This is a genomic window from Desulfovibrio sp. JY (assembly GCA_021730285.1).
Classification (GTDB): Bacteria; Desulfobacterota; Desulfovibrionia; order Desulfovibrionales; family Desulfovibrionaceae; genus Solidesulfovibrio.
The window spans coordinates 767,692-791,783 of the sequence record CP082962.1 but is presented as its reverse complement, the minus strand read 5'-3'; the positions used below and the strand labels follow the sequence as shown (position 1 = coordinate 791,783).

Sequence of the window (24,092 nt, the reverse complement as noted above, 5' to 3'; positions counted from 1 at the left end):
TTCGCAACAGGTATTTCTCGCTTCTGGTATAACATGCTGAAATGACAGCATGTACGCCATGGCACGGCCTTTGCCTATAAAAAACCGTCGCGCGACATTTCGCGCACCGGAGGTATGCCATGGGAATTTTCAGTCGCTTCAAGGATATCATCAATTCCAACATCAATGCCATGCTCGACAAGGCCGAAGACCCGGAAAAGCTCATCCGGCTCATGATCCAGGAAATGGAGGAAACCCTCGTCGAGCTCAAGGCCGATTGCGCCCGCACCATGGCCCAGGCCGCCAAGTCCGGCCGTGGCCTGGACGCCGTGCGGGAACGCGCCGCCCGCTGGGGAGAGAAGGCCGAGCTGGCCGTGGACAAGGGGCGCGAGGACATGGCCCGCGAGGCGCTCATGGAAAAGCGCGCCCTGGAAGGCCGAGCCGAGACCCTGGCCGAGGAGCAGGCCGCCATCGCCGGTATGGTCGACGCCTACCGCGAGGACATCGGCCGGCTCGAGGAAAAGCTCGCTTCGGCCAAGGAACGCCAGCGCACGCTTCTCCACCGCCATCTGCGGGCCACCGGCAAGAAGCGCGTGCGCGAGGACATCTCCCGGGCCGATTCCACCGAGGCCCTGCTGCGCTTCGAGGAATTCGAAAGCCGCATCGAACGCATGGAGGCCGAGGCCGAACTGGCCGGATCGCCCGGCGTCACCCGCCGCCCGGCCGAGGGCGAATCCCTGGAAGCCCGCTTCGACCGTCTCGCCGCCGACGAGGATGTGGAACGCGAACTGGCCCGCATCAAGGCCCGCCGAGCGGAATAAGGGAAGGGGGAAGATGGAATGCCTCCGGCGGCCGGGGGGAAACTTTTTGAAAAAAGTTTCCCCCCGGACCCCCCTTCAAAAACTTTCAAAGGGGGTTCAGGAACGTTGGAGCGCCTTTCCCTGTATCAGGATAAGATGCCGTGGTTGCCTACGGGGCGTTCGCTATCGGAACATGTCGTGTGGTCAGGATTGCTTCCCGCTATGGGACGTGTGACCAGGGGCGGCTCGAGGTGGGGCGAGCGCGAAGGCGTATTCTTCAAATATGCGCCGCGCGCGATCGCCCCGCCCCGAGCCGGCCAGCCGACGGAATAGGGCAACGGAATGCGCTGTCGACTGCGATAAGAAACGCCGTTGCTCCGGCAACCGGGACGCCTTTGTCCCTCCCGCCTCCACCGGGGGACGTGATGTCGCCCGGACCCTCTTGACGGGGGAGAAAGGGCAGGTCAGCTTCGGATGATACAGTCGGCGGGACCTGCCGGCGCATGAAGGAGAAAATGTGTACGGGCACCATGCATTTTTTTACGGGGGCGGCCATTTCCTCTGGCAAATCCTGCTTATCGTGGTGGTCATCGCGGCCATCGCCGCCCTGCGCCGCCGCCGCGACCGGGTGGAGCGGGCCGGACGCGATGCCGATACCGAGGCCGTGGCCCTGCTGGAAGAGGTCCGGGCCACCCTGACGCGGCTGGAAGACCGGGTCCGCAATCTGGAGACCCTGATGGAACGGGACGCGGACAAGCGAGGCAAGTCATGAGAAACCGTGGTTGCTGTAGCGGACGGCGGGACAGCCGCCGCCTCGTAAGCTCTCCCCGCCCAGGCTTCGACCGGGGCGATCGCCCCCGGCGCGACGGCTTGGTCACCGGCGGCTTCGCCTGGCTGGCCGGCTGGCTGGGGCTGCCGACCTGGGTGGTGCTGGCCTTTTTCGTGGTGCTTTTTCTCACCGTGGGCTGGCCGGCGCTCATCATCTATCTGGCCTGCGCGCTGCTCCTGCGCCCCGAACCGCAATACGCGGGCGAGCCGCGCACCATCGATGTCACCGGCGTCCGGCTGGATGCGCAGGCCCATACCGTGCGCGACCGGGCCCAGGACCTCGAGGCGCGCATCGGCCGTCTGGAATCCCACGTGACCTCCAAGGAATTCGACTTCGACCGCCGCCTCGGCGAGACGGAGCGGAGGAAGTAGGATGCCGGGGGAGGGACCTTTTTGAAAAAAGGTCCCTCCCCCGGACCCCCTCCCCGAAAAACTTTAACGGGGTGGATATGGGAAGAGCCGGGTTGCCTTTGCGCCTGATGTGGAAGGAAGAATAAGGAAACAACTATGATGGGACTGATTACGGCATTGGTCATGGCCGGAGCCACGGTGGTCGGGTTGGTGATCCTGGGGACCATTTTCCTGCTCGGCATCCGGCTGGTTCGTCCGGGCGCGCCAAAGCCCCGGGGGAACGATGCCGAGGAGGCTCAACTGCTTCAGGAAATCCACCGCAGTCTGTCCCGGCTGGAAGACCGCGTCGAAAACCTCGAAGCCCTGGTGCTCGATCCGGGGCGCGGCAGGGAGGACGGGCAATGAGGCACTACAGCGAATTGCGCCTAAATCAACTCTACCGCTCCCGCTCCGGCATGTTCCTTGGCGTGTGCAAGGGGCTGGCCCGTTTTCTGGACGTGCCGGTCTTCTGGATGCGGGTTTTCATTGTCATCCTGACCTTTTTCACGGGCGTATGGCCCATGGTCGGGGCCTACCTGATCGCCGGTTTCGTCATCAAGCCCGAGCCCGTGCTGCCCCCGGATTCCGACGAGGAACGGGCCTTTTACGACGACTACGTCTCGTCCCGCACCCATACCCTGGCCCGGGTCAAGCGCCGCTTCGACCGGCTGGACAAGCGCATCCGGCGGCTCGAAGACCACGTCACCTCGCGGGAGTTCGACTTCGACCGCCGCCTGCGTCGTTCCTGAAAAGGAAGAAGGGCAGGAATGGAAGAGATGCGAGAGGAGGACCCTTTTTGAAAAAAGGGTCCCCCTCTCGCGCTCTCCCCTCCCAAAAACTTTTAACGGTTACAGCTGGATAAGCGGCGATGCCTTGTAACTGTTAAGAGTCTTTGGAAAGGGGGCCCGGGGGGAGAACCTTTCTGCAAGAAAGGTTTCCCCCCGGTTCGCTCTTTCGGAAACTTGTAAGGCCTCGAGGCCTAGGCGGGCATGCCCTCAGTCAGTCGCCGTCCGAGTGCGCGGGCTTTTTCGCAGTCCTTGGGGAAGACTTCCTCATGCCGTTTGGCCTTGGCCGCCGCGTCCCAGACCGTGGACAGATATTTGGAATAGTCCGAGAATTGATAGGTGTCCGTGCAGCAAAACAGCTCGCAGGCTCCGAAGGTGCGGGCCATGATCCCGCGCATGCGCTCCATGGAGATATCGTAGCCCCACTCGGGCAGCACTTCCTCGGGAAGGTTCATCGTGTACACGAGGGCCGTCGGGATTTTGCGCGTGAAAAGTGACGCATAGCCCGGGGTGTAGGTCAGGTAGGGGAAGGCCAGGCGCTCGAAAAACGACCGCATCATGCCGGTCTCCGCACTGAAATAGACCGGCGTGCCGAGGATGAGCGCGTCGGCCTGTCCCGCCTCTTCCAGAAGCGGCGTCAGGCCGTCCTTCACCGCGCAGCGGCCGTAGTTTTTGCCGCCGATCTTTTTGCACTCGAAGCAGCTGATGCAGCCCTTGTAGTCCAGCTGGTACAGGTGGACGAGCTTGGTATTCGCGCCGCCTTCCCTGGCCCCCTCAAGGGCGTTTTCAAGCAGGGTGGCGGTGTTCCATTTCTTGCGCGGGCTGCCGTTTATGGCCAGAACGTTCATGGGAACCTCCTTCAGGTCTCCCCCTTTCTAACGGCTCACGGCCAAGACGCGCAATGAGGCACACGCAAGTGACCGGGGCACTTGTCGGTTCCTTAGGTACTTTGAAATGACAGAGGAGAAGGGTAATCCGTTTGAAAGGAGAATGTTGCCAGAAATAGAATGAATATGGTGTGTCGTTAAAATGATGGTGCTATGCTATGGAGGATAATATTTGCGTGCACTTGAATGTCTAAATGTTTAATGATCGGCGACGTGGCAAGAGTGGTATGCCTTGCGTATTGGCAGGTTCGTGTCTTGTTGTGATGCTTGTTGTTTTGTATGATGGTATGAAGTTGTTATGAATTTAAAAAAGGGCAAGGTATTTTTCCATATATTTTTGAATACGCCAAGTTCTCTCTATACATTCCTCTGTAGTGCTGTCATTGCAAATTATACTTGGTTCAATAAAATCAACTGCGTTGCTTCGACAAGATTGATAACCAAAAAGCCATGATATTATAGATACTAGAATGATGATATAAAAAGATTTTTTCATAATTCTTAGTGTCGCGTCATCTATTTCTCTTGACATGGCACCAAGTGATTTAGGGTCCATCCATGTTAAGTATCTTTCGAGTTTGTTGCGATAAGCATCTCTAATAGCAAACTGGGAGTCGATAGACTTGTCGTGGTACGCATCTGCCCAGTCTTTTTCTTCTGGTATATGTCTCCGTTTAGATTTAAAATTATTTACAACTCTTTTCCAGTCCATATCTTCCTCCTGGTTGTGGAAAACCGTCTGGGGGTGTTCGTTGGGACATGGAAATCTTGGTTCTTTCTGTCTTTATTGCTGCTCAAGAATTAGTATTATTCTTGGTATGGTAGAACGTCTTTGGATATAGTATTTGTTGAGTGGGTCCGGGGGGAGAACCTTTCTGCAAGAAAGGTTTCCCCCCGGTTCTCTCTTTAAAAATCTTACGCTCCCATACGGCTGGAGACGGCTTCCCAGACGGCCTTGGCCACGGTGTCGACGTCGGGGGTGGCGTCGATGACGGCGTAGCGTCTGGGGTGCAGGCTGGCCAGGGCCAGGTAGCCGTCGCGGATGCGGGTGTGGAAATCGATGTCTTCGGCCTCGAAGCGGCCTTCGGTGACGCAGTTTCCGGTCTTGAGGTTGCGGGCCAGGGCGCGTCGCAGGCCTTGTTCCGGCTCGAGGTCGAGCAGGATGGTGCGCTGGGGCCAGGCTCCGGCCACGGCGATGTCGTTGAGTTCGTGGAGCATGGCCACGTCGAGGCCCCGGCCGTAGCCCTGGTAGACCACGGTGGAGTCGGCGAAGCGGTCGCAAAGGACGATATGCCCGGCGTTTTGGGCGGGGCGGATGACCTCGGCGATGTGCTGGGCCCGGTCGGCCAGGTAGAGAAACAGTTCGGCCCGGTGGTCCAGGTTCTTGGTCTGGGTGGAGAGCAGGATGGAACGCAGCGTTTCGCCAAGCGGGCAGCCGCCGGGCTGACGCGTGGTGACGACGCTCTTGCCGGTCGCTTCCAGGGCGGACTTCAGGAGCGCGATCTGGGTGGACTTGCCCGAGCCCTCTATGCCTTCAAAGGTAATAAACATTGGGCGTCCTTTTCCCGGGGCTTGTTGTTTTTGACCGGGGTTTCGCGCGGCGTCCGCGGGGGGTTGTAGAGGTAGCGTTCCAGGGTGCGCACGTAGGGCGACCACTGGCCGGGCTCCTCGGTCTCAAGAGTATTGAAAATCTGGTTCATCTTGGCGTCGATATTGTCGGCGAAGTGCAGCACGAAGGCTTCGGCGGTCTTGGGACGCCTGGGCGAGCCGAATTCGTACTCGCCGTGGTGGGCCACCAGGATGTGCTTGAAGTGGAGCGCCAGTTCCGGCTCGATGCCGGATTTTTTCAGAAGCGGCTCGACCAGCTCCAGGGTGATGACGATATGCCCGAGCAGCCGGCCGGCGTCGGTGTAGTCCCGGGTCGGGCCGGAGGTGAGTTCCCAGGCCTTGCCCAGGTCGTGGCACACGGCGGCGGCGAGCAGGGTGTCGCGGTCAAGGGCCGGGTAGCGGTCGCAGATGGAGAGCACCAGATTGGCCACGGCCAGCGTGTGTTCGAGCAGCCCGCCCCGGTAGGAGTGGTGGACGTTTTTCGCGCCCGGCGCTTCGAGGATCTTGTCCCGGAATTCCGGATGGGACAGCACCTTGGCGCAGAACTTGCGCCAGGGGGCGTGGGAAATTTCGGCCCGGCACAGTTCGGTCAGCTTTTCCAGCAGCCCTTCGGGCGGCTCGGCGCTCGAAGGCACGAACTGGGCCAGATCCGGCGCGTATTCCTCGGGCGAAAGCACGCGCAGCCGCTCGATATTGACTTGCGGCCGGTCACGGTAGGCCCCGACCTGCCCCTCGACAAAGGCGAACTGGCCGCCGGCCAGGTCGGCGTAGGACTGGGCGGCCGGGCTCCAGATCTTGGCTTCGATCTCTCCGGAGGCGTCTTGCAGGGTGAGCGTCCAGAAGGGGCCGTTTTTGGCCTGCCCGAGTCTGGCCGCGCCGATGAGGAACACGTTGGCGGCGGGTTGGCCCGGGGTGAGGTCTTGTATGAACTGTGTTTTGCGGGTCACGTTGGTGTCACTGATGTTGCAGGAAAAGGAAAATTGCCCGGGGGAGGGGCGGTTGTCAATCCCGGCCGCCTTGGGCATAGTGCCTCAGCCGGGGGGACGCCTCGGAGGAGACGACATGCGCATCCTGTTGACAAACGACGACGGCATCCAGGCCGTTGGCATCCGCGACCTCTACAAGGGGCTCGTGGCCGCCGGCCACGAGGTCACGGTCGTCGCGCCCATATCCGAACAGTCGGCGGTGGGACATGCCATCACCATCGCCATGCCGCTTCGGGTCAAGGAATTTTCGGAAAACGGCTTCAAGGGCCTGGGTGTTTCCGGCACGCCGGCCGACTGCGTCAAGCTGGCGCTCACGACCCTGTGCCCGTCCCCGCCCGATCTGGTCGTTTCCGGCATCAACGCCGGAGCCAACGTCGGGGTGGACATCATCTATTCCGGCACGGTCTCGGCCGCAACCGAAGGGGCGCTCATGGGCTATCCGGCCGTGGCCGTGTCCCATGACAACTACGCCCCGGTGGATCTGACCGGCCAGGGCCGCTACGTGGCCGAGTTTTTGGCCACCCGTCCCTGGGAGGTCGCGCCGCCGCGTTGCGTGCTCAACCTCAATTTCCCCTCCTGTCCCGTGGACGAGGTCAAGGGAATCCGGCTGTGCCCGCCGACGTCCGCCGTGTACAACGACTGGTACGTCACCCGCCAGGACCCCCGCGGCCGCAACTATTATTGGCTGACCGGCGTCATCCCCCCCGAGGCGCTCTCGCCCGATACCGACCGGGCCATTCTGACGGAAGGCTACGTCACGCTCACGCCGTTGCGTTTCGACTTCACGGACCGGGACACCATGGAGCGGTTGGCCGGTCGCGTGGGCGCCGCGCCGGGTGGTCCGGCCGGCTGATGGTTGCTTTTTTCCCCTGTTGGGGCAAGATACGAAGCGTGACAAGCACTCTGTCTGGCCTGCCGGATCATGTCACGACGGTCACGGCGCTTCGGCTGCCGGGCTTCTTTCCGGCCTAGTCGCGCGGCATGCGTCGCGTGGTTTTGGGCCAGGCAACACGCACCGGGATCGGCATGAACATCCTGATCGTGGACGACTCCGACTCTTCCCGCCTGCTGCTGTCCACCATTCTCAAGGGGGCCGGCTACGTCGAGCCGTTATGCGCCGGCTCGGCCGGCGAGGCTTTGGCCCTGCTCGACGAGCGGTGCCGCAAATACGATGCTCCGGACGTGGATCTCGTACTTATGGACGTGGTCATGCCGGACATGGACGGCATCGACGCCACCCGGCTGATCAAGGCCGATCCGCGCCTGCGCGATATCCCCGTCATCATCGTCACGGTCAAGGACGAGGCCGGCAGCCTGGAGCGCGCCTTCGAGGCCGGGGCCATGGATTTTCTGGCCAAGCCCGTCAACAGCATGGAACTGCGGGCGCGGGTCCGTTCGGCCTTGCGGCTCAAGGAAGAGATGGATCAGCGCAAGGCCCGCGAACGCGAGCTCGAGGCGCTCACCCGCAAGTTCGAGCAGCTCTCCAACCAGGACGGGCTGACCGGCGTGCCCAACCGGCGCTGTTTCGAGGACGTCTTCCACAAGGAATGGCTGCGCGCGCGGCGTGAAGGCATGCCGCTTTCGGCGCTCATGATCGATATCGACTTTTTCAAGAATTACAACGACACCTATGGCCATCTGCAAGGCGACCTGTGCCTGCGCCAGGTGGCCGAGGCCATCGAGGCGGCGCTCAAGCGTCCCGGTGATTTCGTGGCCCGCTACGGCGGCGAGGAGTTCGTGGCCCTGCTGCCCGGCACCGATCTGGCCGGAGCCCTGTCCATCGCCGGGCTCATCCGGGCCAACGTGCGCGCGGCGGCCATCGAGCACGCCAGTTCCCCGGCGGCGGACACCATCACCGTCAGCATCGGTATCTCGGGCATCGTCCCCAACATGGATATCGAGCCCGAGGCCCTGCTCGCCGCCTCGGATGCGGCTCTCTACCAAGCCAAAAGCGGCGGCCGCAACCGCGTCGAAGTGCGCCCCCTGGCGTAACGAGGCGGCGCAGGGGAAATGCCTCCGGCGGCCAGGGGGAAACTTTTTGAAAAAAGTTTCCCCCTGGACCCCCTTCAAAAACTTTCAGCGGGGATAATATCTAAAGTTGAATTATAACGAGTTGTTATAATTCAATGGTGGTTATTGTTTCCGGTGGGGGCGGTTTGATTCCCCACCTTTTTGAAAGCGAAAATGGTATGTGGGGCCTGGGCTGCGCGTATGCCACTATGCAACGCACGCAAGGGAGCACTCCCGCATATGGAGCGGGCGACCTGGGCCGGGGGGGAGGGGGAGCGGACGCGAAGGCGTATTCTTCAAATATGCGCCGCGCGCGGCCGCTCCCCCTCCCCCCGGCCTTCATCCGACGACTCATTGGGAAAAAACATCACCGTAACGATGGCGAATCGCATGAAACAGATGCCGATGCTGCCTGTCCTTCTGCTCACGGTCTTGGCCGTGGCGGGCTGTTTTGCGCCCAAGGCCCAGGAGGCGGCCCGCAACTGGCGGCCGCTCGGGGTCGGCGGCCTGACCCTCGGGGAGCTTCTCGCCGTTTCGCCCTGCGTGAAAAACGTCATATGGGAGACGTTCGCGGGCGACCCCGGTCAGACCGTGGTCCGGGCCTCGGTGGAATACGATCCGGCCCAGGCGGCAACGGGCTGCCCGAAGCGCGAAAAGGACGATGCCCTGGCCACGCGGCTTTTTCTGATCCTCGATCTGGCCGTGACCGCCAAGAGCGGCGACGTGACCTTTCTGGCGGCCAAGGCCCAGGCCTACAACGCGGCCGGCTATTTCGAGGAATACTGGCTCGATATCGGCGTGCTGGCCGACATCACGGCCAAGGCCTTTCCCATCCCCTGCGCCGACATCGTCCTGCCGTCCTATCTGCGCTGAGAATCCGGCCGGTCCCCGGCAGGCCTTCCGCAAAGGCCGACGCCTGCGCGCCTACTTGCCCTTGCTGATCTTGATGGCTTCTTCCAGTTCCTCGAAGGTGGGGCGCTTGTTGATGGGGATGGCCCGGCGTCCGGCCTCCAGGGCCACGGGCGGGGGGTTGCCGCCCACGAAGGCCGTCAGCGACGCCTTGGCCGTCAGCAGGATGGCCTCGGTTTCCTTGGCCCGGTGCTCGATGTTGGTGGCGATGGGCGCGACGAAGCCGTAGGCCATGAGCACGCCGAGAAACGTTCCGACCAGCGCCGCGCCGATGCTGTGGCCGAGCACTTCGGCCGGTTCGTTGATCTTGCCCATGGTGAGAACGACGCCAAGCACGCAGGCCACGATGCCGAGGCCCGGCAGGGCGTCGGCGGTCTTGGCAATGGCATGGGACGGGACGAGCGCCTCGTGCACCGTGGCCTCGATGTCCGCGTCCATGATGGTCTCGAATTCGTGGGCCTCGATGTTGACCGTGGAGAATATCCGCATGGTGTCGCAGATAAAGGTCAGCACTTCGTGGTTTTTCTTGTTCTTGGCGAAGTTGCTGAAAATCGGGCTTTCCGCCGGCCGCTCCACGTCTTTTTCGATGGCCACCAGGCCTTCGCGGCGGATCTTCATGTACAACCCGGACAGGGTGGTGAGAAGTTCCAGGTAGTAGGGCTTGCTGGTGGTCATGCCGCCGAAAATGGACAGCGCGCCCTTGAAGGTGGCCCCGAGCACGTCTTTGGGGGCGCTTAGGACCAGCTGTCCCAGCGCGCCGCCGCCGATCATCAGCATCTCCGGCGGGGCGGCCGAAAGGAGCAGGTCGAAATTGCCTTTTTCCATGATGAAACCGGCCAGGATACAGCCGATGACGATGAGGATGCCGATGATTGCGAACATAGCTTCGCCCTGGAGTCGCCGGGCCTAGAACTGGCTCTCGGTCGACCGGTCGTAAAGGTTGTCGATCTGCTGCTCCAGGACCTGTCCCACGTCCGGCGTCTTGGGCGTGACCACAGCCTTGCTTTTTTCCGTGCCGCCGGCGGCGTCGGCGCCTCCGCTGCCGCCGGCCGCCTTCTCGCCGGGTTTGGGCTCCCGGTAGAGCAGGAGGCTTATGCGGCGGTTTTTCGGATCGTACAGGTTGCCGGGAACATACGGCTTGGTATCGGCATACCCGGTGACCGCGGCCACCTGGTCGGGGGAAAGCCCCTGCTGGATCATCAGCCGCCTGGCCGAAAGCGCCCGGCCGGCGGAAAGATCCCAGTTGGTGTAGGTGCCTGAATAACGGTAGGCGTCGGTGTGGCCCTCGATGGCCACTTTGATGCCTTCCTTTTTGATGACGTCGGTGACGGCGGCCAGGATGCGTTGGGCGTCGGGCAGGAGCGTCACGCCGCCGAGGACGAACAGCGGCCGCTCGGCCTTGTCCATGATCTCGATGCGGACCTTGTCCTTGTCCTGGGTGACGGACACCTGGCTGGCCAGTTCCGGAACGGCTTTTTCCAACGCCTGTTCGATCTGTCCTTCCAGGGCCTTGGCTGCGGCCTCGGCCTTGGCTTCCTCGGCCCGTCCCTTGGCGTCGAGGCGTTTGCCGCCGTCGAGGTTGCCGGTATCCTGGCCTTTGCCGCCGGAAGGCGCCTTGCCGTTCCGGTCGATGGCCACGTCCGGTCGTTCGTCCTGGCTGCCGACGACGGCGGCCGGTGGGCCGAGCCCCCCGGAATCGAGCAGTTGGGATGAGGGGCCGGGGTTTTGGAACAGGCTGAAGTCGTTGAAATAGGAGGCGAGCTGTTCCTTTTTCTCCTGGGGCACCATGTTGAGAAGCCACATCAGCAGGAAAAAGGCCATCATGGCCGTGACCAGGTCGGCATAGGCGACCTTCCACGAGCCGCCGTGGGCGCCGCCCGCGACCTTCTTCACCCGCTTGATGATGATGTTGGCTTTGTGCCCCTGTTCCGCCATGGGTCCTCCACCCTTGCCTATCGGCCGAACCGACCGATCCGTTTAGGGGCCGGATGGTTGTCTGCAGAAGTACGCATACCCCGCGCAAAGGGCAACCGCCGGCCGGGAAAGAGGAGCCCAACGCGAAAAGGGCGAGGGGAACTCCCCCCCGCCCGCGAAAAAAAGGCGTAAAAGACGCGAAAGGCTATTGGGTCGTGTCGGAAGCCGGAACGACCAGCACCCGGGTCTTGACCTGCCTGTTGCGCAGATACTTCTCGAATTTCACCACGCCGTTGACCAGCGCGAACAGGGTGTAGTCGCGGCCCATGCCCACGCCCTCGCCGGGGTGGAACTTGGTGCCGAGCTGACGCACCAGGATGTTGCCGGCGACGACCTGCTGGCCGCCGAAGCGCTTGACGCCGCGCCGCTGTCCGGCGCTGTCGCGGCCGTTTCTGGAACTGCCGCCCGCTTTTTTATGTGCCATGTCGGGGCTCCTTAAAACTGCGGCCTAGGCCTGGATGGACTGCACCGTAAGCTTGGTGTAGCCCTGGCGATGGCCCTGCTTTTTATGGGAATCCTGCCGGCGGCGCTTGTGGAAGACCGTGATCTTCTTGCCTTTGACGTGTCCGGTAACCTCGCAGGTCACGGCAGCGCCGGGAACATAGGGCGCGCCGACCTTGACCTCGGGGCCGCCAACCAGCAGCACCTTGTCCAGAACGTATTGGGAGCCGGCTTCGGTCGGAAGCAGGTCCACGGTGATGGTGGCCCCTTCCTGGACCTTGTATTGCTTGCCGCCAGCCATAACGATTGCGTACATATAGGTTTGACCTCCGATAGGGAAGAGGCGCTTTTTACATTGCCCCGGGCGGTTGGTCAAGCCCTTTTTCGCCGTCCGGGACCAACCCGGCGTTGCGCTTGGCCCGTCTTGCCCGCAGCAGATCGAGGACGGAGATGTCCACCCGCAGATTGCCCCGGCCGCGCCCGATCTCGATTTCCGGCTTGGCGTCGCCGTGAAAATCCGACCCGCCCGAGACGCCGAGGCCCAGCTTGCGGGCCAGGGCCAGGTATTCCAGCGTCTGGGACTGGGAGTGCTCGGGGTAGAAGGCCTCGATGGCGTCGAGCCCGGCCTCGCGGTAGCGCTCGACCGTTTCGGCCAGCCCGGGCCCGTTCAGTCCCAGGATGTAGGGATGGGCCAGGACGGTCAGCCCGCCCTCGTCGTGGATGAGCGCGGCGGCCTGGGCAAAGGGCAGCTTGTCCTTGGGCACGTAGGCTCGGCCATAGGCGCCGAGGTAGCGGGTGAAGGCCTCCTTGAAGCCCGTCACCGCGCCCATGGACACGAGCACCTGGGCGATGTGCGGCCGACCGACCGCTCCCCTGGCCAGAGCCGTGACCGTGTCGTATTCTATGGGAATGCCGCATTCGCGCAGCTTGTCGAGGATGCGGCGGTTACGGTCGTGGCGGCGGTCGCGCAGATAGGCCAGGGCCTCGGCCAGAGGGCCGGGCGCGTCGGGCAGGAAAAGGCCCACCAGATGGACCGACCTGTCCCCGTCGGCCACGGACAGTTCGACCCCGGACACCACGTCCACGCCGCATGTCCGGCCGGCGGCCCGGGCTTCGGCCAGGCCGGCCAGGGTGTCGTGGTCGGTCAGGGCCACGGCGGCCAGGCCTTTTTTCGCGGCCAGGGCGATAAGTTCCCCCGGGGGGAGGGTGCCGTCCGAGGCCGTGGAATGCGTGTGCAAGTCAATGAGCGCCATGGGACAAGCATAGCCCGGGCCGGCGGTATTGTGAACCTCCGTTGCGCCCGGCCCCCGATTTGGCTATCACTGGCCCACACTCTCGCAAAGGAGACGTCTTGTGACCATAAATCCCGATCTGCTCACCATCCTGGCCTGCCCCAAATGCAAGGGCGGGCTTACGGTCCTCGGCGACGGCGAAGGCCTGGCCTGCAAACCGTGCGGCGTGGTCTACCCGGTGCGCGACGACATCCCCATCATGCTCGTCGAGGAAGCCGTGCCCCAGGCCGACTGGGACGCCGGCAAACGTTCGGTCAAGGATTGACGTACAAGCCCGGGGACCTTTTCCCCGGCCTTTTGGAGCCGCGTATGGCCAAGCTGCAGTGGAGCTCGTGGATGGCCCTGTCCGAAATACGGGCGGAGGCCGAGGGCATGGTCCTGGAACCGGCCGGTGCCAAAGACGCCGCCTACGCCTGGCAGCCCGTGGCCGACGTGGTGGAAACGGCCGAGGATTTCCGCGTCGTGCTGGAATTGCCCGGCGTGTCCCGCGAGGACGTTTCCGTGGAGGCCAGGGGCCGGTTTCTGGTGGTCGAGGGCCGGCGCGCCTTTGCCAGGGAGACCGAGGGCGGCGTGTACCAGGTCCTCGAGCGTTCCTACGGCCCCTTTTGCCGCCGGTTCGCCCTGCCCAAGGGCGTGTCCCGGGCGGAGATCGCGGCCGTGATGAAGGACGGGGTGCTGGTGGTGCTCGTGCCCAAGGTCCGGCCCGAACTCCTGCGACGCCGCATTCCCATCAGCTGACGGTCCGCCGTTTTTTCCCTTTTCCCGTATTTTCCCGCTCGGAGGCTTTTCGTGCGACGTCTTTTCCCGTTTTCTTTGTGCGTCCTGGCCCTGCTGTGCGCCGCCCCGCCGGCCCTGGCCGGGCGCGAGGCCCGGGTGACGCCCGTGGTTACGGCCGTTCGCGCCGTGGCCCCGGCCGTGGTCAACATCACCTCGGCCCGCACCGTGGAGCGGCGCGGTCCGGCCATGGGGCCCTTTTTCAACGACGAGTTCTTCCGTCAGTTCTTTGGTCCGGGAATGAACGAGCCGCGGCGCGAGACCCAGGAAAGCCTGGGCTCGGGCGTGATCATCGACGGGGCCAAGGGGCTCGTTTTGACCAACGCCCACGTCATCGCCGGCGGCGCGTCCATCAAGGCCCGGCTCCTCGACGGCCGGGTCCTCGACGCCACGCTGGTCGGCTCGGACCCGGATTTCGACGTGGCCGTGCTGCGCCTCAAAACCGGCGGCAAGCCCTTGCCCCAGGCGACCATGGGCGATTCCTCCGACATCATGATCGGCGAGACGGCCATCGCCATCGGCAATCCCTTCGGCTACACCAACACCGTGACCACGGGCGTGATCTCGGCCGTGGGGCGCTCGCTCAAGCATGAGGGCGGGGCCTACGCCAACCTCATCCAGACCGACGCGGCCATCAATCCCGGCAACAGCGGCGGCCCGCTGGTCAATCTCGCCGGCGAGGTCATCGGCATCAACATGGCCATCCAGGCCGGCGCCGAGGGCATCGGCTTCGCCATCCCCATCAACAAGGCCCGTCGGGTGGTGGAACAGATCGTCGGCGGCCACGGCGTGACCCCGGCCTGGCTCGGCCTGTCCGGCCAGGACGTGGACGCGCGCCTGGCCCGCTACTTCGAGCTGGACCGGCCGCGCGGCATGCTGGTGACCGAGGTGGCGGAAGGCTCGGCGGCGGCCAAGGCCGGGCTGCGTCGCGGCGACCTTATCACCGCCGTCGGCAACACGGACATCGACGACAAGGACCAGTACCTGGGCATCCTGCGCACCTCGCCCGTGGGCGACGCGCTTAGCCTGACGGTGCGGCGCGGCAAGGGCGAAATACGCCTTTCCGCCGTGCCCACGGCCTTTACGGACAAGGAAGCCGTGGCCGTGGCCGGAGAGCGCTGGGGCGTCACCGTGTCCATCGGCAAGGGCGTGACCGTGACCGGCGTGGCGTCCGGATCGCCGGCGGCCAAACTGGGCCTGCGCCCGGGGGACGTGCTGGTGCAGATCGGCGGGGAAAAACTCGCCGGGCAAAAGGAATTCACCCGGGCCGTGTACCTGTCGCGCATGAACCGGCAGGTCATCATGCTGATCGGCCGCGACGGCCGCGGCTACTACGCCCGCATGGGCGTCTCCTGAGCCGGTCGAGCGCGGAACGCAAAAAGAACGGAAAGCTACTACTCGGGATGAAGGGAACAACGAGATGCGGCAACATGCTTGAGTCGACGTCAAGCAAAGGCGGTCGCCGCCACGATGACGCCATGTTCTTCCGCCATTATGGTCCAGGTGCCTCTCCTCGTGGCTGTGAACCACCCCAACGCATGAAAGCGGGGTATCGTTCGGACATAGACGGCCTTCGCGCCATAGCCGTGCTCTCGGTCATCGCCTACCATATTAATGACCGTATTGCACCTGGGGGCTTTACGGGCGTCGACATTTTTTTCGTCATTTCCGGCTTTCTGATCACCAGCCTCATCCTCAAGGGGCTCGCAAACGGCTCCTTCTCTCTATCAATGTTTTACGCCCGCCGCATCAAGCGTATCGTGCCGGCTAGTTTTCTCATGTTGGCCGTCGTCTATGCGGCTGGGGTGACGTTGCTCGCCCCACCTGACTTCCACAAGCTGAGCCAAGCCGCTACGTACGTGCTGTTCTCGACATCAAATATTTATTTCTGGAAGCATATTGACATCAGTTATTTCGCACCGTCGATCGACGACCTCCCCTTGCTCCACACATGGTCTTTGGGGGTGGAGGAACAATTTTACCTTGTGTGGCCGCTGACCGTGATGCTCACGGCGAAGCTACGTCCCAGACTCCGCTTTGCGATTTATGGCTTGTTGTGCCTGGGGTCCTTCTCTCTCGCCCAGCACATGGCCAATACAGCGCCGATCTTCAGTTTTTACATGCTGCCTACTCGGGCTGGAGAACTCCTTCTCGGGGCGATGGCGGCCATGCTCCCCTTACGAGGCGGGGAAGAAACGCTTTTGGGACGTGGTATGCGGGAGGCTGCGGCGTGGTTCGGTTGCGCTCTGCTTTTGTACTCCTTTATGCGCATCGACAAATCTTCCGTGTTTCCCGGCCTAAATTCCTTACCGGCCTGTATGGGGGCCGTACTTCTCATCGTCTCCGGTACAAAACGGACCACCTTCGTTTCCCGTCTGCTCTCCACTCGGGTGCTGGTAGGGATCGGCCTGCTTTCCTATTCGCTGTATCTCTGGCATTGGCCTGTGCTGGCTTATGTCCGCTATTTTCACAGCACTATTTCATGGACGTTGGCTTTGGGGGCGCTCGGCGTCACCGCCATTCTTGCAGCCGCCTCATATGCGTTCGTCGAATTTCCCTTGCGCTACGTGACCGTGCCCTTCAAATCCGTTTATGTACGCTACTATGTTCTGCCGGCCTGCTTTTTTTTGCTCTTGGGCCTAAGTGTGAGGCACTTCAAGGTGAAGGAGACGATCGTGCAGAATGCCGAAGTCTACCGGCAGCAGTTGCGGGAGCTGGATGCGGACACGGCCCAGGCGCAACTATATACTTACGATTGCCAGCTCAGCATCTTTGACGCGGAGCGGTTTTCCGATCCGCGTTGTGTTATCGGCAACGGTACTCCGCCGACGGCACTTCTTTGGGGTGACTCCCATGCCGCACATTATGTCGGCCTGCTTGGGGCCGCAGCCATGGACGCAGGGTTCTCCTTCCGTAATATCAGCCATTCTGAATGTCCACCGATACTCGGTCGGGATGGTAAATACGGTGGTAGGCGGCGTGAAAGCTGCACCAGATACCGGCAGCAGATAGCGAAGGAACTCGAAAAATACGACACGGTGTTCATGGCTGCGGCTTGGTCCGGTTACGCCGGCATTGCCGGCTTCTGGGACGACGTGGCAGCTACGTTCAATATACTGCGCAAACAGGGTAAACGAGTCTATGTGATCACACAAATTCCAGTCTTTCCCTCCTATAACAGGCAATGTGATATTCGAAACGTTTCACTCCACCTTGTCGATTGCCGTGCGTTGTCCAAATATGCTGACCAAGGCGATGGATCGTACAACATACAGCTGGGCGCAGTGGCTGCGGCATATGATAATGTTACGGTCGTGGACGTCCGTGATCTCGTTTGCCAAGATGGGCAGTGTTCACCCTATGCGCCTTCTCAGCCCCTTTACTATGATACACAACATCTCAGTATGAGTGGCTCCTGGCTGCTCGGCCAGCGCTTCGTTGCTGCCGGAAGCGCGCGAAGCCTCTTTAATGACGTTGGCCGTCGATCCCCGCTGAACCGGCAAGGGAAAGCGGTTTTTCTCGGCGATGCACAATGAATGACGCTGTTGCCCTGAGGATAGCACGGGATGTGCCTGCCCATTGGTACGGCGTTCGCCCGGACACAGGAATCCTCGCGGCAATGTTGGAGAATTGGGTAAAGTGAAGCCGCTGCAAACGGATGCTTTTCGAGATTGCGCTTCTTCCCTATCCCCCTGCCCGCAGCAGCTTGAGGTCGCCGCCGCCGGTGGGGACGGGGCAACGCCGTGTGGTCACCGGCATCTCGGTTATTCCCTGCATGTAGCGCCAGACCTCGTCGAGGGGCACGTGGGAGCGCAGGTAGTCCTCGCACCTGGAAAAGCTGTAGTGGTGGGCCAGGCTTCTGCCGAGCACCGCGACCTTCTGCTTGCCGGCGGCCAGGGCCGCGTTTATGGCCATCTCGTCGCTGGTCGGCTGGCCGGCCACCCGCGTGGTGGAAAAGGGCAGCACCTTGCGCATGAGCCGCGCGTCGAAGATCACGCAGTTGATGGTCAGGTAGCTGACATAGCCGTACTTGGCCGGCGCATCGCGCAGGTACACCTGGGCCATGTTCTCGTGGAGCAGCTTTTCCCATATCCAGCGGTGGTAGACCCAGTTTTCCTCGATGGGCGGCCCGCCGTACATGTGCCGCTCGGACGGGTAGGACACGCGCAGGAACCGGTTGAGCACGTGGCGGCCGGGCGGGCTTATGGGCACCAGCGGCATGACCACCGGCACGTCGGGGCGCTCGGCGTGGTCGATGTAGCCGTCGACGAGGTGTTCGAGCCAGTGCGGGGTGACGAAAAGGTCCTCGTCGATCTTGATGATGACGTCGTCGATGTGGGCGGCGAGGATTTCGTTTTCGGCGGTCAGCACGGCCGGGACCAGGCCGCGCGGTCCGCGTTCGACCAGGGTGGCGTTGGCGTGGCGGCCGACGAAGCGTCGGGCCACGGCCGTGTGCTCGGGGGAAAGCGCGTTGCCGACCACGTAGATGTGCTTGAAGCGGTCGAGGCTGGTAAAGCGTTCCAGGCAACGGATGCAGACGAGAAAGCAGTCGAGCCTGTGCGAGGTGAGCAGCACCAGAACCGGAGAGATATCGCCGCGTCGCGGCTGTAAGTAGGTGAGCTTGCCCATGGCCTTCCCTGGCTTTCAGGCATCCCTGCGTGAAAAGTTTATAGTTAGGCTTCATCCTTCCTTTCGGCCATGTCCACCAGGAACTTTAGAGCTTTATTTAAAAAAAGTATCATTTCTTTAAGGGGGATGGAGAAGACGTATAAAAGCGTGACCGGTTACATGCCCCTCACGGTTCGGTCGGTTTCGGAAAAAAAACAAGAAAAAAAGTTGCCCCGGCTCCCCCGGGCGCAACGCCGCGCCGCTTGCGGCCAGTTCCCTTGACACGGAATCACGCCGGGGCTAATCCTGCGTAAACTTTTCCGGATCTTTCGGGCGTGCACGTGTAAGCTGCCGCCATTCCTTGGAAAAAATACATTTATTGTGCTCTGTTGCCCGGAGGTTGTTCATGGGATACAAAGTCATTGTCGATACGAAGAAGTGTATCGGCGACGGTGAATGTGTGGATGTCTGCCCGGTCGAGGTCTATGAGCTGCGCGACGGCAAGGCCGTGGCCGTGAACATGGAAGAGTGCCTGGGCTGTGAATCCTGCGTCGAGGTTTGCGACCAGGACGCCATCGTCGTCGAGGAAGAGTAGATCGCCTAGTAACCGGCAACGGGAGTGGTCGACCGCCGTCCGCTCCCGTTACCGTCTCCGGCCCGGGCCGTTTGACCCTCGCGGAGCCGCGTGATGGGCGCACGGCCCGGGACGTTCGTGGAGCCCAAGCCATGCCCCTGGATTTTTCCCCAGCCTTTGCCCGTTACGAAGCCATTGCCGCCGAGGCCGACGCCGTTTTCGCCAAGGTGGCCAAGGCCTGCCCCGGTATGGTCGCCTGCGGCGAGGGATGCAGCGATTGCTGCCATGCCCTGTTCGACCTGACCTTTATCGAGGCCCTGCACCTTAACCACAAATTCAACGAGGCCTTTCCCCCCGGTGCGGCGCGCGACGCCGTCCTGGAGCGGGCCAACAAGGCCGACCGCGAGCACTACAAGCTCAAGCGCAAGGCGTTTCGGGCCGGCGAGCAGGGCGTGCCGACCAGCGAGATCCTGGCCGACCTGGCTCGGGAGCGCATCCGCTGCCCGCTTCTCGGCGACGACGACCGCTGCATCCTCTATCATTCCCGCCCCATCACCTGCCGGCTGTACGGCGTGCCCCTCGAGATCGGCGGCGAAGCCCATATTTGCGGCAAGGCCGGATTCGAGCAAGGCGGTCGCTACCCCACGGTCAAGATCGAAAAGCTCCAGGACAAGCTCATGCTGTTGTCCCAGGACGTGGTGGCCTCGCTGCCGACCAAGCTGCCGCTGATGGGCGACATGCTGGTGCCGGTGTCCCTGGCGCTTATCACCGAATACGACGAGGAATACCTCGGCATCGTGACCGAGGACGACCTGGTGCAGATGCCGCCGGCCCCGCCGGCCGCGGCCCAGGCTCCCATGGCGGCGTCCCAGGCCAATGGCGCGAACTGCGGCTCGTGCGGCGAGGCCCCCGGGTCTTCGGCCTGCGCTTCCTGCGGCGGCTCGACAACCTGGGTGATTCCGGGCCCCGACGCCGATGGCGATACGGACGGGGAGAAGTAGATGGCTCTTTCGCCCGAGGATCTTGCGGCTGCCAAGCGCGCCATGTACGAAAAGCTGAGCCCCCGTCGCCGCCGCTTCATCGACAAGATCGGCTTCGATGCCTGGGACCCCTTCCAGGAGCCCAACGATCCCCTGGATATGCGCGAGGACGCCTCGCGCCGCACCGGGCAGCAACTGGTCAACGAATTCCTGGCCGCCCACAAGGGCGCGTCGAACGAATTCGCCAAGGGCGCCTGGGAAGTGTGCATGGGGGTCATGAACGGCTCGGAAAAGCACCAGGGCATGTACGCCTTTTGCAAATGGTACAAGGAACTGTTGGCCAGGGAAGGCGTCGACGCCGAACTTGGCCCGACCAAATAGAACCGAGGTAAGGAACGCGCATGGAATACACCGCCCAGACTCCCGACGAATTCATCGACGAAATCAAAAAGCGCCTGTCGCAAAACCCCGGCTGCGGCGTGTCCCATTACAACCTGGGCACGGCCTACGTGGCCAAGGGACGGCTGATCGAGGCCGAGGCGGAATTCCACCAGGCCGTGGAATGCTCGCCGGGCCTGGCCGAGGGCTTTGTCCAGCTGGGCGGCCTGGCCATGAACAAGGGCGACCTCGACGGCTGCCTGGAGTGGAACGAGAAGGCCTGCCGGGCCCGGCCCCTTTTCGCCGTGCCCTACGGCAACATCGGCTTCGTGCATCTGCAGCGCGGCGAGGTGGACAAGGCCGAAAAGGCCCTGCGCCGGGCCATCAAGATCGACCCCAAATACGTCCAGGCCATGGCCACCCTCGGCAGCGCGCTGTTCATGAAGGGCGATCTCGAAAGCGCGGAATTTCACAGCACCAAGGCCCTGGAGATCGAGCCCATGTTCGGCCCGGCCCTCAACAACCTGGCCCTTATCGCCATGGAACGCGGCGATTTCGCCAAGGCCAAGGAATTCGTGGAACGCGCCCGCACCACCGGCTACGAACCCCACCCCGACATGGTCCGCGAAATCGAAGCCGCTTTGGCCAAGTAAGAGAGGAAGGGGACGGATATGCTATCCGGGGGGAAACTTTGTCTTACGAAAAGTTTCCCCCCGGACCCCCTTTCAAAAGACTTTTAAAGGGGTAAAAGGGAATTGTGATTTTATCCTTTTCACAAGGATAAGGGATGGAAAACCCCTTGAAGGCACTGCCCCTCCCCATTGAAAACTTTAGGAAGGGGAGAGCGCGAGAGGGGAGAACCCTTTCCTGAAAGGGTTTCCCCTCTCGCACTGTTTCCCTCTTTCTTCCCTTCCTCAAGGATGAACATCCATGACATCGCGTAGGGAACTCATAGCGCGGGTGCGGCAGGCGCTTTTGGGCGACCAGGAAGCCGGGTTGGCGGAACTGGCCGGTGTTGCGGCCAAGACGCGTCTGGGGCCGCTTTTTTCGCTGCTGCTCGATACGGACGCCCTTGTGCGCTGGCGTGCCGTTACCGCCTTTGGCGCGGCCATGGCGGACATCGCCGCCGCCCGCCTGGAGGACGCCCGCGACGTCTGGCGCAACCTCATGTGGCGCGTCAACGAGGAGTCCGGCAACATCGGCTGGGGCATTCCGGAATGCATGGGCGAGACGCTGGCCGTCTGCCCGGTGCTGGCCGCCGACTACCACCGGGTGCTCGTCTCCTATGTCCAGGACATGGAGGGCGACTGCACGTTCATCGACCATGCGCCGCTGCGGCGCGGGGCCTGGTGGGCCGTGGCCCGGCTGGCCGAGGCCGCGCCCGAGCTGGCCGCCCATGGCCTGAAAGAAATCACGGCCGCGCTTGCCGACTGCGACCCGGCCGCCCGGGGCCTGGCCTGCCTGGCGCTTGCCCGCATCAAGCCCGATCCCGCGCGCACGCTGCTGGCCGCGCTTTCGGGTCTGGAACAGGACACGGCCGCGTTCGAGCTGTACGACGGCTGGCAGCTTGGCGAAACCACCGTGGCCGCCCAGGCCGGGGCCGCCTTGGCCGTGCTTCGCCGCTGCGGGTAGCCTGGAAGATCGGGAAGCACGCGTGCGCCGGCGCGATCAGCCGACGCGGCGCAGATAATACAGGCACCAGAGGCTGGCGGCCACGGCGATGGCCCCGGCCACGTTGTCCACGGCATCAAGGCCCATGTGGACGGTGACCAGTCCCCCCACCAACGCCCCCGATCCGATGCCGATATTGTAGATGCCGGAATAGATGGACATGGCCACGTCCGTCGCGTCCGGGGCCACCTTCACCACATTGTACTGCAAGACCAGATTGACGGCGGACATGGCCATGCCCCAGACCGCGCACACCGTCAGCAGCGCGGGCAGGCTTCCCATGACGGGGCGCAGGAGCAGCAGGCACACGGCCGTCAGGCACACCGGTACGGTAAAGGTGGCCAAGGGGTGCTTGGGGTTGCAGCGGATGAACAGATAACACCCCGCAATGCCGGCCAGGCCGAACACGAGCAGCACCAGGGTCGCGAAATCCTCGCTGCCCCGGGCCACCCGGGTGATGAACGGCTCGATGTACGTGTAGCCCGTGAAATGGCCGGTAATCAGCACCACGGTCAAAATATACAGGCCGACAAGGGCCGGACGTTTGAAAAGGCTCGGCAGGCTTTTGAAATTTCCGGCGTGCCGGCTCGGCATCACGGGGAGTTGGCGCATGAGCGCCGCCATGGCCACAAGCGCCATGGCGCCGATGCAGACGAACGTCATGCGCCAGCCCAGATGCAGGCCGATCACCCGCCCGAGCGGCAGGCCCATCACCAGGGCCACGGCCGATCCCATGGACAGGATGCCGAGCGCCCGGGATTCGTAATTTTTCGGCGCCACGCGGATGCCCATCGGGATGACGATGGACCAGAATATGGAATGGGCGCAGGCCACGCCGATGCGCGAGAGCAGCAGGACGTAATAGTTGCCGGCCAGACCGGAAACGACATGGCTGGCGATGAAGACCAGGAACACGTTGCGCAGCAGCCCGCGCCGCTCCATTTTGGCGCAGGCGAGCATGAGGGGCAGGGAAAGGATCGCGACCATCCAGGCGTAGATGGTGACGAGCTGTCCGGCCTTGGCCGTGGTGACGTCCAGGGATTGCGCGATGTCGCCCAACAACGAGATGGGCGCGAATTCCGTCGTGTTGAAGACAAAGGTGGCGAACGCCAAAAGGATGACCGGGAGCCAGTCCCGGCGTTGCGGCTCGTCTGCGGACATTTTCCCACCTCTACCGCGCTGGCTGCCGGGCGGGCACAGGGGTTTCGGGGCGCTTTCGTTTCAAGAGGGCGGAGCATTCGCCAGAGCAGCCCCGGAGCCCAGGGTTCCTACGCGCGGCCTGCCCCGTCGTCCAGCCCGGGGGCGACTGTCCCCGGCGGCCTGTAACCGCCGTCTTGCCGCGCCCGACTGCCTGTCCAGAAACGGGACACCGTCCCTGCGGAGGTTTTTCGTGCGTTACAAAGCTTTGCTGACAAAAGCCCTCGCCATAGCCGTGCTGCTCCTGGCCGTGGCGTCGGGCGTCCACGCCGCCGAGCTTCCGGCGCAACTCTCCCAGCCGCCCGAGAAGCTGGCCGACGCCTCTCTGCGCGACGTGGCCGCCCATGTGGCCCTTTCGCCGAAGGAAAAGGGCGCCATGCGTCCCATCCTGATCGAACAAACCAAAAAGCGCCAGGACATCGCCCGCGCCCGCCTGGCCACCAATCCCGGCATGGCCGGTATGCTGGCCCTGCGTAAGGACCTGCGCGCCCTGGCCGATGAAACCGACGCCAAGCTGGCGGCCGTGTTGCCCCCGGAGAAGATGACTCAGGTGCGCGCGTACCGCGAGGAGCGCCTCAAGGCGGCGCGGGCCAGAGTCCAGGTGGCTCGTCGCGGCGGCCAGGGGGAAACTTTTTGAAAAAAGTTTCCCCCTGGACCCCCTTCAAAAACTTTCAACGGTAAATATATCAGTATGATGTGTAGTGTTATTCACATTGGGAGGCGGGGGCTCAGGCAATGTGCTGTCGCTCCAACCGATCAGGAATTGCCTTTGTCGTATGGATCGCTTGGCCGTCTGTCCGAGCCGGATCGGCGGCAGTGCCAGGACTGCTCCCGCTTTGGAGATGCGTGATCTGGGTCGCCTTGGGGGGGCGTGGCGGCGAAGGCGTATTCTTCAAATATGCGCCGCGCGCCGCCACGCCCCCCCCAAGGCGACCAACAGCTAGCTGCCAGCGACCAACCAGCCGCCGCCGATCAACCGCCAGCCAAGAGAACAACGCAAACGGCATCCCGCGTTGGCCGC

General features: G+C 62.9%; 29 protein-coding genes. 18 read left to right on the top strand and 11 right to left on the bottom strand.

Translation table 11 applies throughout. The features are described from left to right. The first annotated feature begins 119 nt into the window (after positions 1 to 119). From K9F62_03555 to pspC, 5 genes are all read left to right on the top strand, one after another. On the top strand, positions 120 to 800 hold the full coding sequence (locus tag K9F62_03555) for a PspA/IM30 family protein (protein UJX41791.1): 681 nt from the start codon (positions 120 to 122) through the stop codon (positions 798 to 800). Positions 801 to 1,296: 496 nt separating this feature from the next. Next, complete coding sequence (locus K9F62_03550; GenBank protein UJX41790.1) at positions 1,297 to 1,551, top strand: hypothetical protein; 255 nt, start codon at positions 1,297 to 1,299, stop codon at positions 1,549 to 1,551. Further along, positions 1,548 to 1,979 carry an envelope stress response membrane protein PspC gene (locus K9F62_03545; GenBank protein UJX41789.1) on the top strand — a complete coding sequence of 144 codons (432 nt, stop codon included), beginning with the start codon at positions 1,548 to 1,550 and terminating at the stop codon, positions 1,977 to 1,979. Before K9F62_03550 ends, K9F62_03545 begins: the two co-directional genes overlap by 4 nt. 135 nt (positions 1,980 to 2,114) lie before the next feature. Beyond that, positions 2,115 to 2,363, top strand: coding sequence for a hypothetical protein (locus K9F62_03540; protein UJX41788.1), 249 nt, complete (start codon positions 2,115 to 2,117; stop codon positions 2,361 to 2,363). Further along, complete coding sequence (pspC, locus tag K9F62_03535) at positions 2,360 to 2,746, top strand: envelope stress response membrane protein PspC (protein UJX41787.1); 387 nt, start codon at positions 2,360 to 2,362, stop codon at positions 2,744 to 2,746. The genes K9F62_03540 and pspC overlap by 4 nt, the downstream gene beginning before the upstream one ends. 230 nt (positions 2,747 to 2,976) lie before the next feature. On the opposite strand, the gene K9F62_03530 is transcribed toward pspC, so the two are convergent. The 4 genes from K9F62_03530 to K9F62_03515 form a co-directional block, all read right to left on the bottom strand. Then, entirely contained in the window at positions 2,977 to 3,630 is a 654-nt protein-coding gene (locus K9F62_03530) for a flavodoxin family protein (GenBank protein UJX41786.1), read from the bottom strand. Between the two features lie 343 nt (positions 3,631 to 3,973). After that, positions 3,974 to 4,381, bottom strand: a complete 408-nt coding sequence (locus tag K9F62_03525; GenBank protein UJX41785.1) for a hypothetical protein — start codon at positions 4,379 to 4,381, stop codon at positions 3,974 to 3,976. 203 nt (positions 4,382 to 4,584) lie between these two features. Continuing rightward, positions 4,585 to 5,220, bottom strand: coding sequence for a dTMP kinase (gene tmk / locus K9F62_03520; protein UJX41784.1), 636 nt, complete (start codon positions 5,218 to 5,220; stop codon positions 4,585 to 4,587). After that, positions 5,196 to 6,302, bottom strand: coding sequence for an HD domain-containing protein (locus K9F62_03515; protein ID UJX41783.1), 1,107 nt, complete (start codon positions 6,300 to 6,302; stop codon positions 5,196 to 5,198). Before K9F62_03515 ends, tmk begins: the two co-directional genes overlap by 25 nt. Before the next feature lie 37 nt (positions 6,303 to 6,339). Between K9F62_03515 and surE the strand changes: the two genes are divergently transcribed. The 3 genes from surE to K9F62_03500 all read left to right on the top strand — a co-directional run bounded on the left by surE (position 6,340) and on the right by K9F62_03500 (position 9,146). Continuing rightward, entirely contained in the window at positions 6,340 to 7,116 is a 777-nt protein-coding gene (gene surE / locus K9F62_03510) for a 5'/3'-nucleotidase SurE (GenBank protein ID UJX41782.1), read from the top strand. Between the two features lie 173 nt (positions 7,117 to 7,289). Further along, positions 7,290 to 8,255, top strand: coding sequence for a diguanylate cyclase (locus K9F62_03505; GenBank protein ID UJX41781.1), 966 nt, complete (start codon positions 7,290 to 7,292; stop codon positions 8,253 to 8,255). Positions 8,256 to 8,663: 408 nt separating this feature from the next. Next, complete coding sequence (locus K9F62_03500) at positions 8,664 to 9,146, top strand: hypothetical protein (GenBank protein ID UJX41780.1); 483 nt, start codon at positions 8,664 to 8,666, stop codon at positions 9,144 to 9,146. Between the two features lie 51 nt (positions 9,147 to 9,197). Here the strand turns inward: K9F62_03500 and motA are convergent, their stop codons facing one another. From motA to K9F62_03475, 5 genes are all read right to left on the bottom strand, one after another. Then, complete coding sequence (gene motA / locus K9F62_03495) at positions 9,198 to 10,064, bottom strand: flagellar motor stator protein MotA (protein UJX41779.1); 867 nt, start codon at positions 10,062 to 10,064, stop codon at positions 9,198 to 9,200. A 24-nt stretch (positions 10,065 to 10,088) separates the two neighbouring features. After that, positions 10,089 to 11,117: an OmpA family protein gene (locus K9F62_03490; protein ID UJX41778.1), complete on the bottom strand. Its 1,029-nt coding sequence runs from the start codon at positions 11,115 to 11,117 to the stop codon at positions 10,089 to 10,091. A gap of 184 nt (positions 11,118 to 11,301) precedes the next feature. Beyond that, positions 11,302 to 11,580, bottom strand: a complete 279-nt coding sequence (gene rpmA, locus K9F62_03485) for a 50S ribosomal protein L27 (protein UJX41777.1) — start codon at positions 11,578 to 11,580, stop codon at positions 11,302 to 11,304. Positions 11,581 to 11,604: 24 nt separating this feature from the next. After that, positions 11,605 to 11,913 carry a 50S ribosomal protein L21 gene (gene rplU, locus K9F62_03480; GenBank protein UJX41776.1) on the bottom strand — a complete coding sequence of 103 codons (309 nt, stop codon included), beginning with the start codon at positions 11,911 to 11,913 and terminating at the stop codon, positions 11,605 to 11,607. 34 nt (positions 11,914 to 11,947) lie between these two features. Further along, positions 11,948 to 12,850: a PHP domain-containing protein gene (locus K9F62_03475; GenBank protein ID UJX41775.1), complete on the bottom strand. Its 903-nt coding sequence runs from the start codon at positions 12,848 to 12,850 to the stop codon at positions 11,948 to 11,950. 100 nt (positions 12,851 to 12,950) lie between these two features. Between K9F62_03475 and K9F62_03470 the strand changes: the two genes are divergently transcribed. The 4 genes from K9F62_03470 to K9F62_03455 all read left to right on the top strand — a co-directional run bounded on the left by K9F62_03470 (position 12,951) and on the right by K9F62_03455 (position 17,199). Next, on the top strand, positions 12,951 to 13,154 hold the full coding sequence (locus K9F62_03470) for a Trm112 family protein (protein UJX41774.1): 204 nt from the start codon (positions 12,951 to 12,953) through the stop codon (positions 13,152 to 13,154). Between the two features lie 44 nt (positions 13,155 to 13,198). Further along, a complete protein-coding gene (locus K9F62_03465; protein UJX41773.1) occupies positions 13,199 to 13,627 on the top strand; it encodes an Hsp20/alpha crystallin family protein in 429 nt (142 codons plus the stop codon). A 51-nt stretch (positions 13,628 to 13,678) separates the two neighbouring features. Next, positions 13,679 to 15,019, top strand: coding sequence for a trypsin-like peptidase domain-containing protein (locus K9F62_03460; GenBank protein ID UJX41772.1), 1,341 nt, complete (start codon positions 13,679 to 13,681; stop codon positions 15,017 to 15,019). Between the two features lie 74 nt (positions 15,020 to 15,093). Continuing rightward, a complete protein-coding gene (locus K9F62_03455; protein UJX41771.1) occupies positions 15,094 to 17,199 on the top strand; it encodes an acyltransferase in 2,106 nt (701 codons plus the stop codon). A 148-nt stretch (positions 17,200 to 17,347) separates the two neighbouring features. Here the strand turns inward: K9F62_03455 and K9F62_03450 are convergent, their stop codons facing one another. Continuing rightward, positions 17,348 to 18,292 carry a glycosyltransferase family 2 protein gene (locus K9F62_03450; protein UJX41770.1) on the bottom strand — a complete coding sequence of 315 codons (945 nt, stop codon included), beginning with the start codon at positions 18,290 to 18,292 and terminating at the stop codon, positions 17,348 to 17,350. A 385-nt stretch (positions 18,293 to 18,677) separates the two neighbouring features. Here K9F62_03450 and K9F62_03445 point away from each other — a divergent pair, with 385 nt between their 5' ends. The 5 genes from K9F62_03445 (at position 18,678) to K9F62_03425 (ending at position 21,835) form a co-directional block, all read left to right on the top strand. Continuing rightward, on the top strand, positions 18,678 to 18,866 hold the full coding sequence (locus K9F62_03445; GenBank protein ID UJX41769.1) for a 4Fe-4S binding protein: 189 nt from the start codon (positions 18,678 to 18,680) through the stop codon (positions 18,864 to 18,866). A 131-nt stretch (positions 18,867 to 18,997) separates the two neighbouring features. Continuing rightward, positions 18,998 to 19,846, top strand: coding sequence for a YkgJ family cysteine cluster protein (locus tag K9F62_03440; protein UJX41768.1), 849 nt, complete (start codon positions 18,998 to 19,000; stop codon positions 19,844 to 19,846). Next, positions 19,847 to 20,206, top strand: coding sequence for a hypothetical protein (locus tag K9F62_03435; protein ID UJX41767.1), 360 nt, complete (start codon positions 19,847 to 19,849; stop codon positions 20,204 to 20,206). 20 nt (positions 20,207 to 20,226) lie between these two features. Further along, complete coding sequence (locus K9F62_03430) at positions 20,227 to 20,856, top strand: tetratricopeptide repeat protein (protein UJX41766.1); 630 nt, start codon at positions 20,227 to 20,229, stop codon at positions 20,854 to 20,856. A gap of 277 nt (positions 20,857 to 21,133) precedes the next feature. Then, a complete protein-coding gene (locus K9F62_03425) occupies positions 21,134 to 21,835 on the top strand; it encodes a hypothetical protein (protein UJX41765.1) in 702 nt (233 codons plus the stop codon). A 36-nt stretch (positions 21,836 to 21,871) separates the two neighbouring features. On the opposite strand, the gene K9F62_03420 is transcribed toward K9F62_03425, so the two are convergent. Further along, a complete protein-coding gene (locus K9F62_03420) occupies positions 21,872 to 23,035 on the bottom strand; it encodes a sugar transporter (GenBank protein UJX41764.1) in 1,164 nt (387 codons plus the stop codon). Positions 23,036 to 23,264: 229 nt separating this feature from the next. Here K9F62_03420 and K9F62_03415 point away from each other — a divergent pair, with 229 nt between their 5' ends. After that, entirely contained in the window at positions 23,265 to 23,708 is a 444-nt protein-coding gene (locus K9F62_03415) for a hypothetical protein (protein UJX41763.1), read from the top strand. Positions 23,709 to 24,092: the final 384 nt, after the last annotated feature.

Excerpts from the sequence above, each read along its gene's own strand:
- K9F62_03555 (UJX41791.1), top strand. The coding sequence starts at position 120 with ATGGGAATTTTCAGTCGCTTCAAGGATATCATCAATTCCAACATCAAT.
- K9F62_03545 (UJX41789.1), top strand. The coding sequence starts at position 1,548 with ATGAGAAACCGTGGTTGCTGTAGCGGACGGCGGGACAGCCGCCGCCTC.
- K9F62_03540 (UJX41788.1), top strand. The coding sequence starts at position 2,115 with ATGATGGGACTGATTACGGCATTGGTCATGGCCGGAGCCACGGTGGTC.
- pspC (UJX41787.1), top strand. The coding sequence starts at position 2,360 with ATGAGGCACTACAGCGAATTGCGCCTAAATCAACTCTACCGCTCCCGC.
- K9F62_03530 (UJX41786.1), bottom strand. The coding sequence starts at position 3,630 with ATGAACGTTCTGGCCATAAACGGCAGCCCGCGCAAGAAATGGAACACC.
- K9F62_03525 (UJX41785.1), bottom strand. The coding sequence starts at position 4,381 with ATGGACTGGAAAAGAGTTGTAAATAATTTTAAATCTAAACGGAGACAT.
- tmk (UJX41784.1), bottom strand. The coding sequence starts at position 5,220 with ATGTTTATTACCTTTGAAGGCATAGAGGGCTCGGGCAAGTCCACCCAG.
- K9F62_03515 (UJX41783.1), bottom strand. The coding sequence starts at position 6,302 with ATGCCCAAGGCGGCCGGGATTGACAACCGCCCCTCCCCCGGGCAATTT.
- surE (UJX41782.1), top strand. The coding sequence starts at position 6,340 with ATGCGCATCCTGTTGACAAACGACGACGGCATCCAGGCCGTTGGCATC.
- K9F62_03505 (UJX41781.1), top strand. The coding sequence starts at position 7,290 with ATGAACATCCTGATCGTGGACGACTCCGACTCTTCCCGCCTGCTGCTG.
- K9F62_03500 (UJX41780.1), top strand. The coding sequence starts at position 8,664 with ATGAAACAGATGCCGATGCTGCCTGTCCTTCTGCTCACGGTCTTGGCC.
- motA (UJX41779.1), bottom strand. The coding sequence starts at position 10,064 with ATGTTCGCAATCATCGGCATCCTCATCGTCATCGGCTGTATCCTGGCC.
- K9F62_03490 (UJX41778.1), bottom strand. The coding sequence starts at position 11,117 with ATGGCGGAACAGGGGCACAAAGCCAACATCATCATCAAGCGGGTGAAG.
- rpmA (UJX41777.1), bottom strand. The coding sequence starts at position 11,580 with ATGGCACATAAAAAAGCGGGCGGCAGTTCCAGAAACGGCCGCGACAGC.
- rplU (UJX41776.1), bottom strand. The coding sequence starts at position 11,913 with ATGTACGCAATCGTTATGGCTGGCGGCAAGCAATACAAGGTCCAGGAA.
- K9F62_03475 (UJX41775.1), bottom strand. The coding sequence starts at position 12,850 with ATGGCGCTCATTGACTTGCACACGCATTCCACGGCCTCGGACGGCACC.
- K9F62_03465 (UJX41773.1), top strand. The coding sequence starts at position 13,199 with ATGGCCAAGCTGCAGTGGAGCTCGTGGATGGCCCTGTCCGAAATACGG.
- K9F62_03455 (UJX41771.1), top strand. The coding sequence starts at position 15,094 with ATGCTTGAGTCGACGTCAAGCAAAGGCGGTCGCCGCCACGATGACGCC.
- K9F62_03450 (UJX41770.1), bottom strand. The coding sequence starts at position 18,292 with ATGGGCAAGCTCACCTACTTACAGCCGCGACGCGGCGATATCTCTCCG.
- K9F62_03445 (UJX41769.1), top strand. The coding sequence starts at position 18,678 with ATGGGATACAAAGTCATTGTCGATACGAAGAAGTGTATCGGCGACGGT.
- K9F62_03440 (UJX41768.1), top strand. The coding sequence starts at position 18,998 with ATGCCCCTGGATTTTTCCCCAGCCTTTGCCCGTTACGAAGCCATTGCC.
- K9F62_03435 (UJX41767.1), top strand. The coding sequence starts at position 19,847 with ATGGCTCTTTCGCCCGAGGATCTTGCGGCTGCCAAGCGCGCCATGTAC.
- K9F62_03430 (UJX41766.1), top strand. The coding sequence starts at position 20,227 with ATGGAATACACCGCCCAGACTCCCGACGAATTCATCGACGAAATCAAA.
- K9F62_03425 (UJX41765.1), top strand. The coding sequence starts at position 21,134 with ATGACATCGCGTAGGGAACTCATAGCGCGGGTGCGGCAGGCGCTTTTG.
- K9F62_03420 (UJX41764.1), bottom strand. The coding sequence starts at position 23,035 with ATGTCCGCAGACGAGCCGCAACGCCGGGACTGGCTCCCGGTCATCCTT.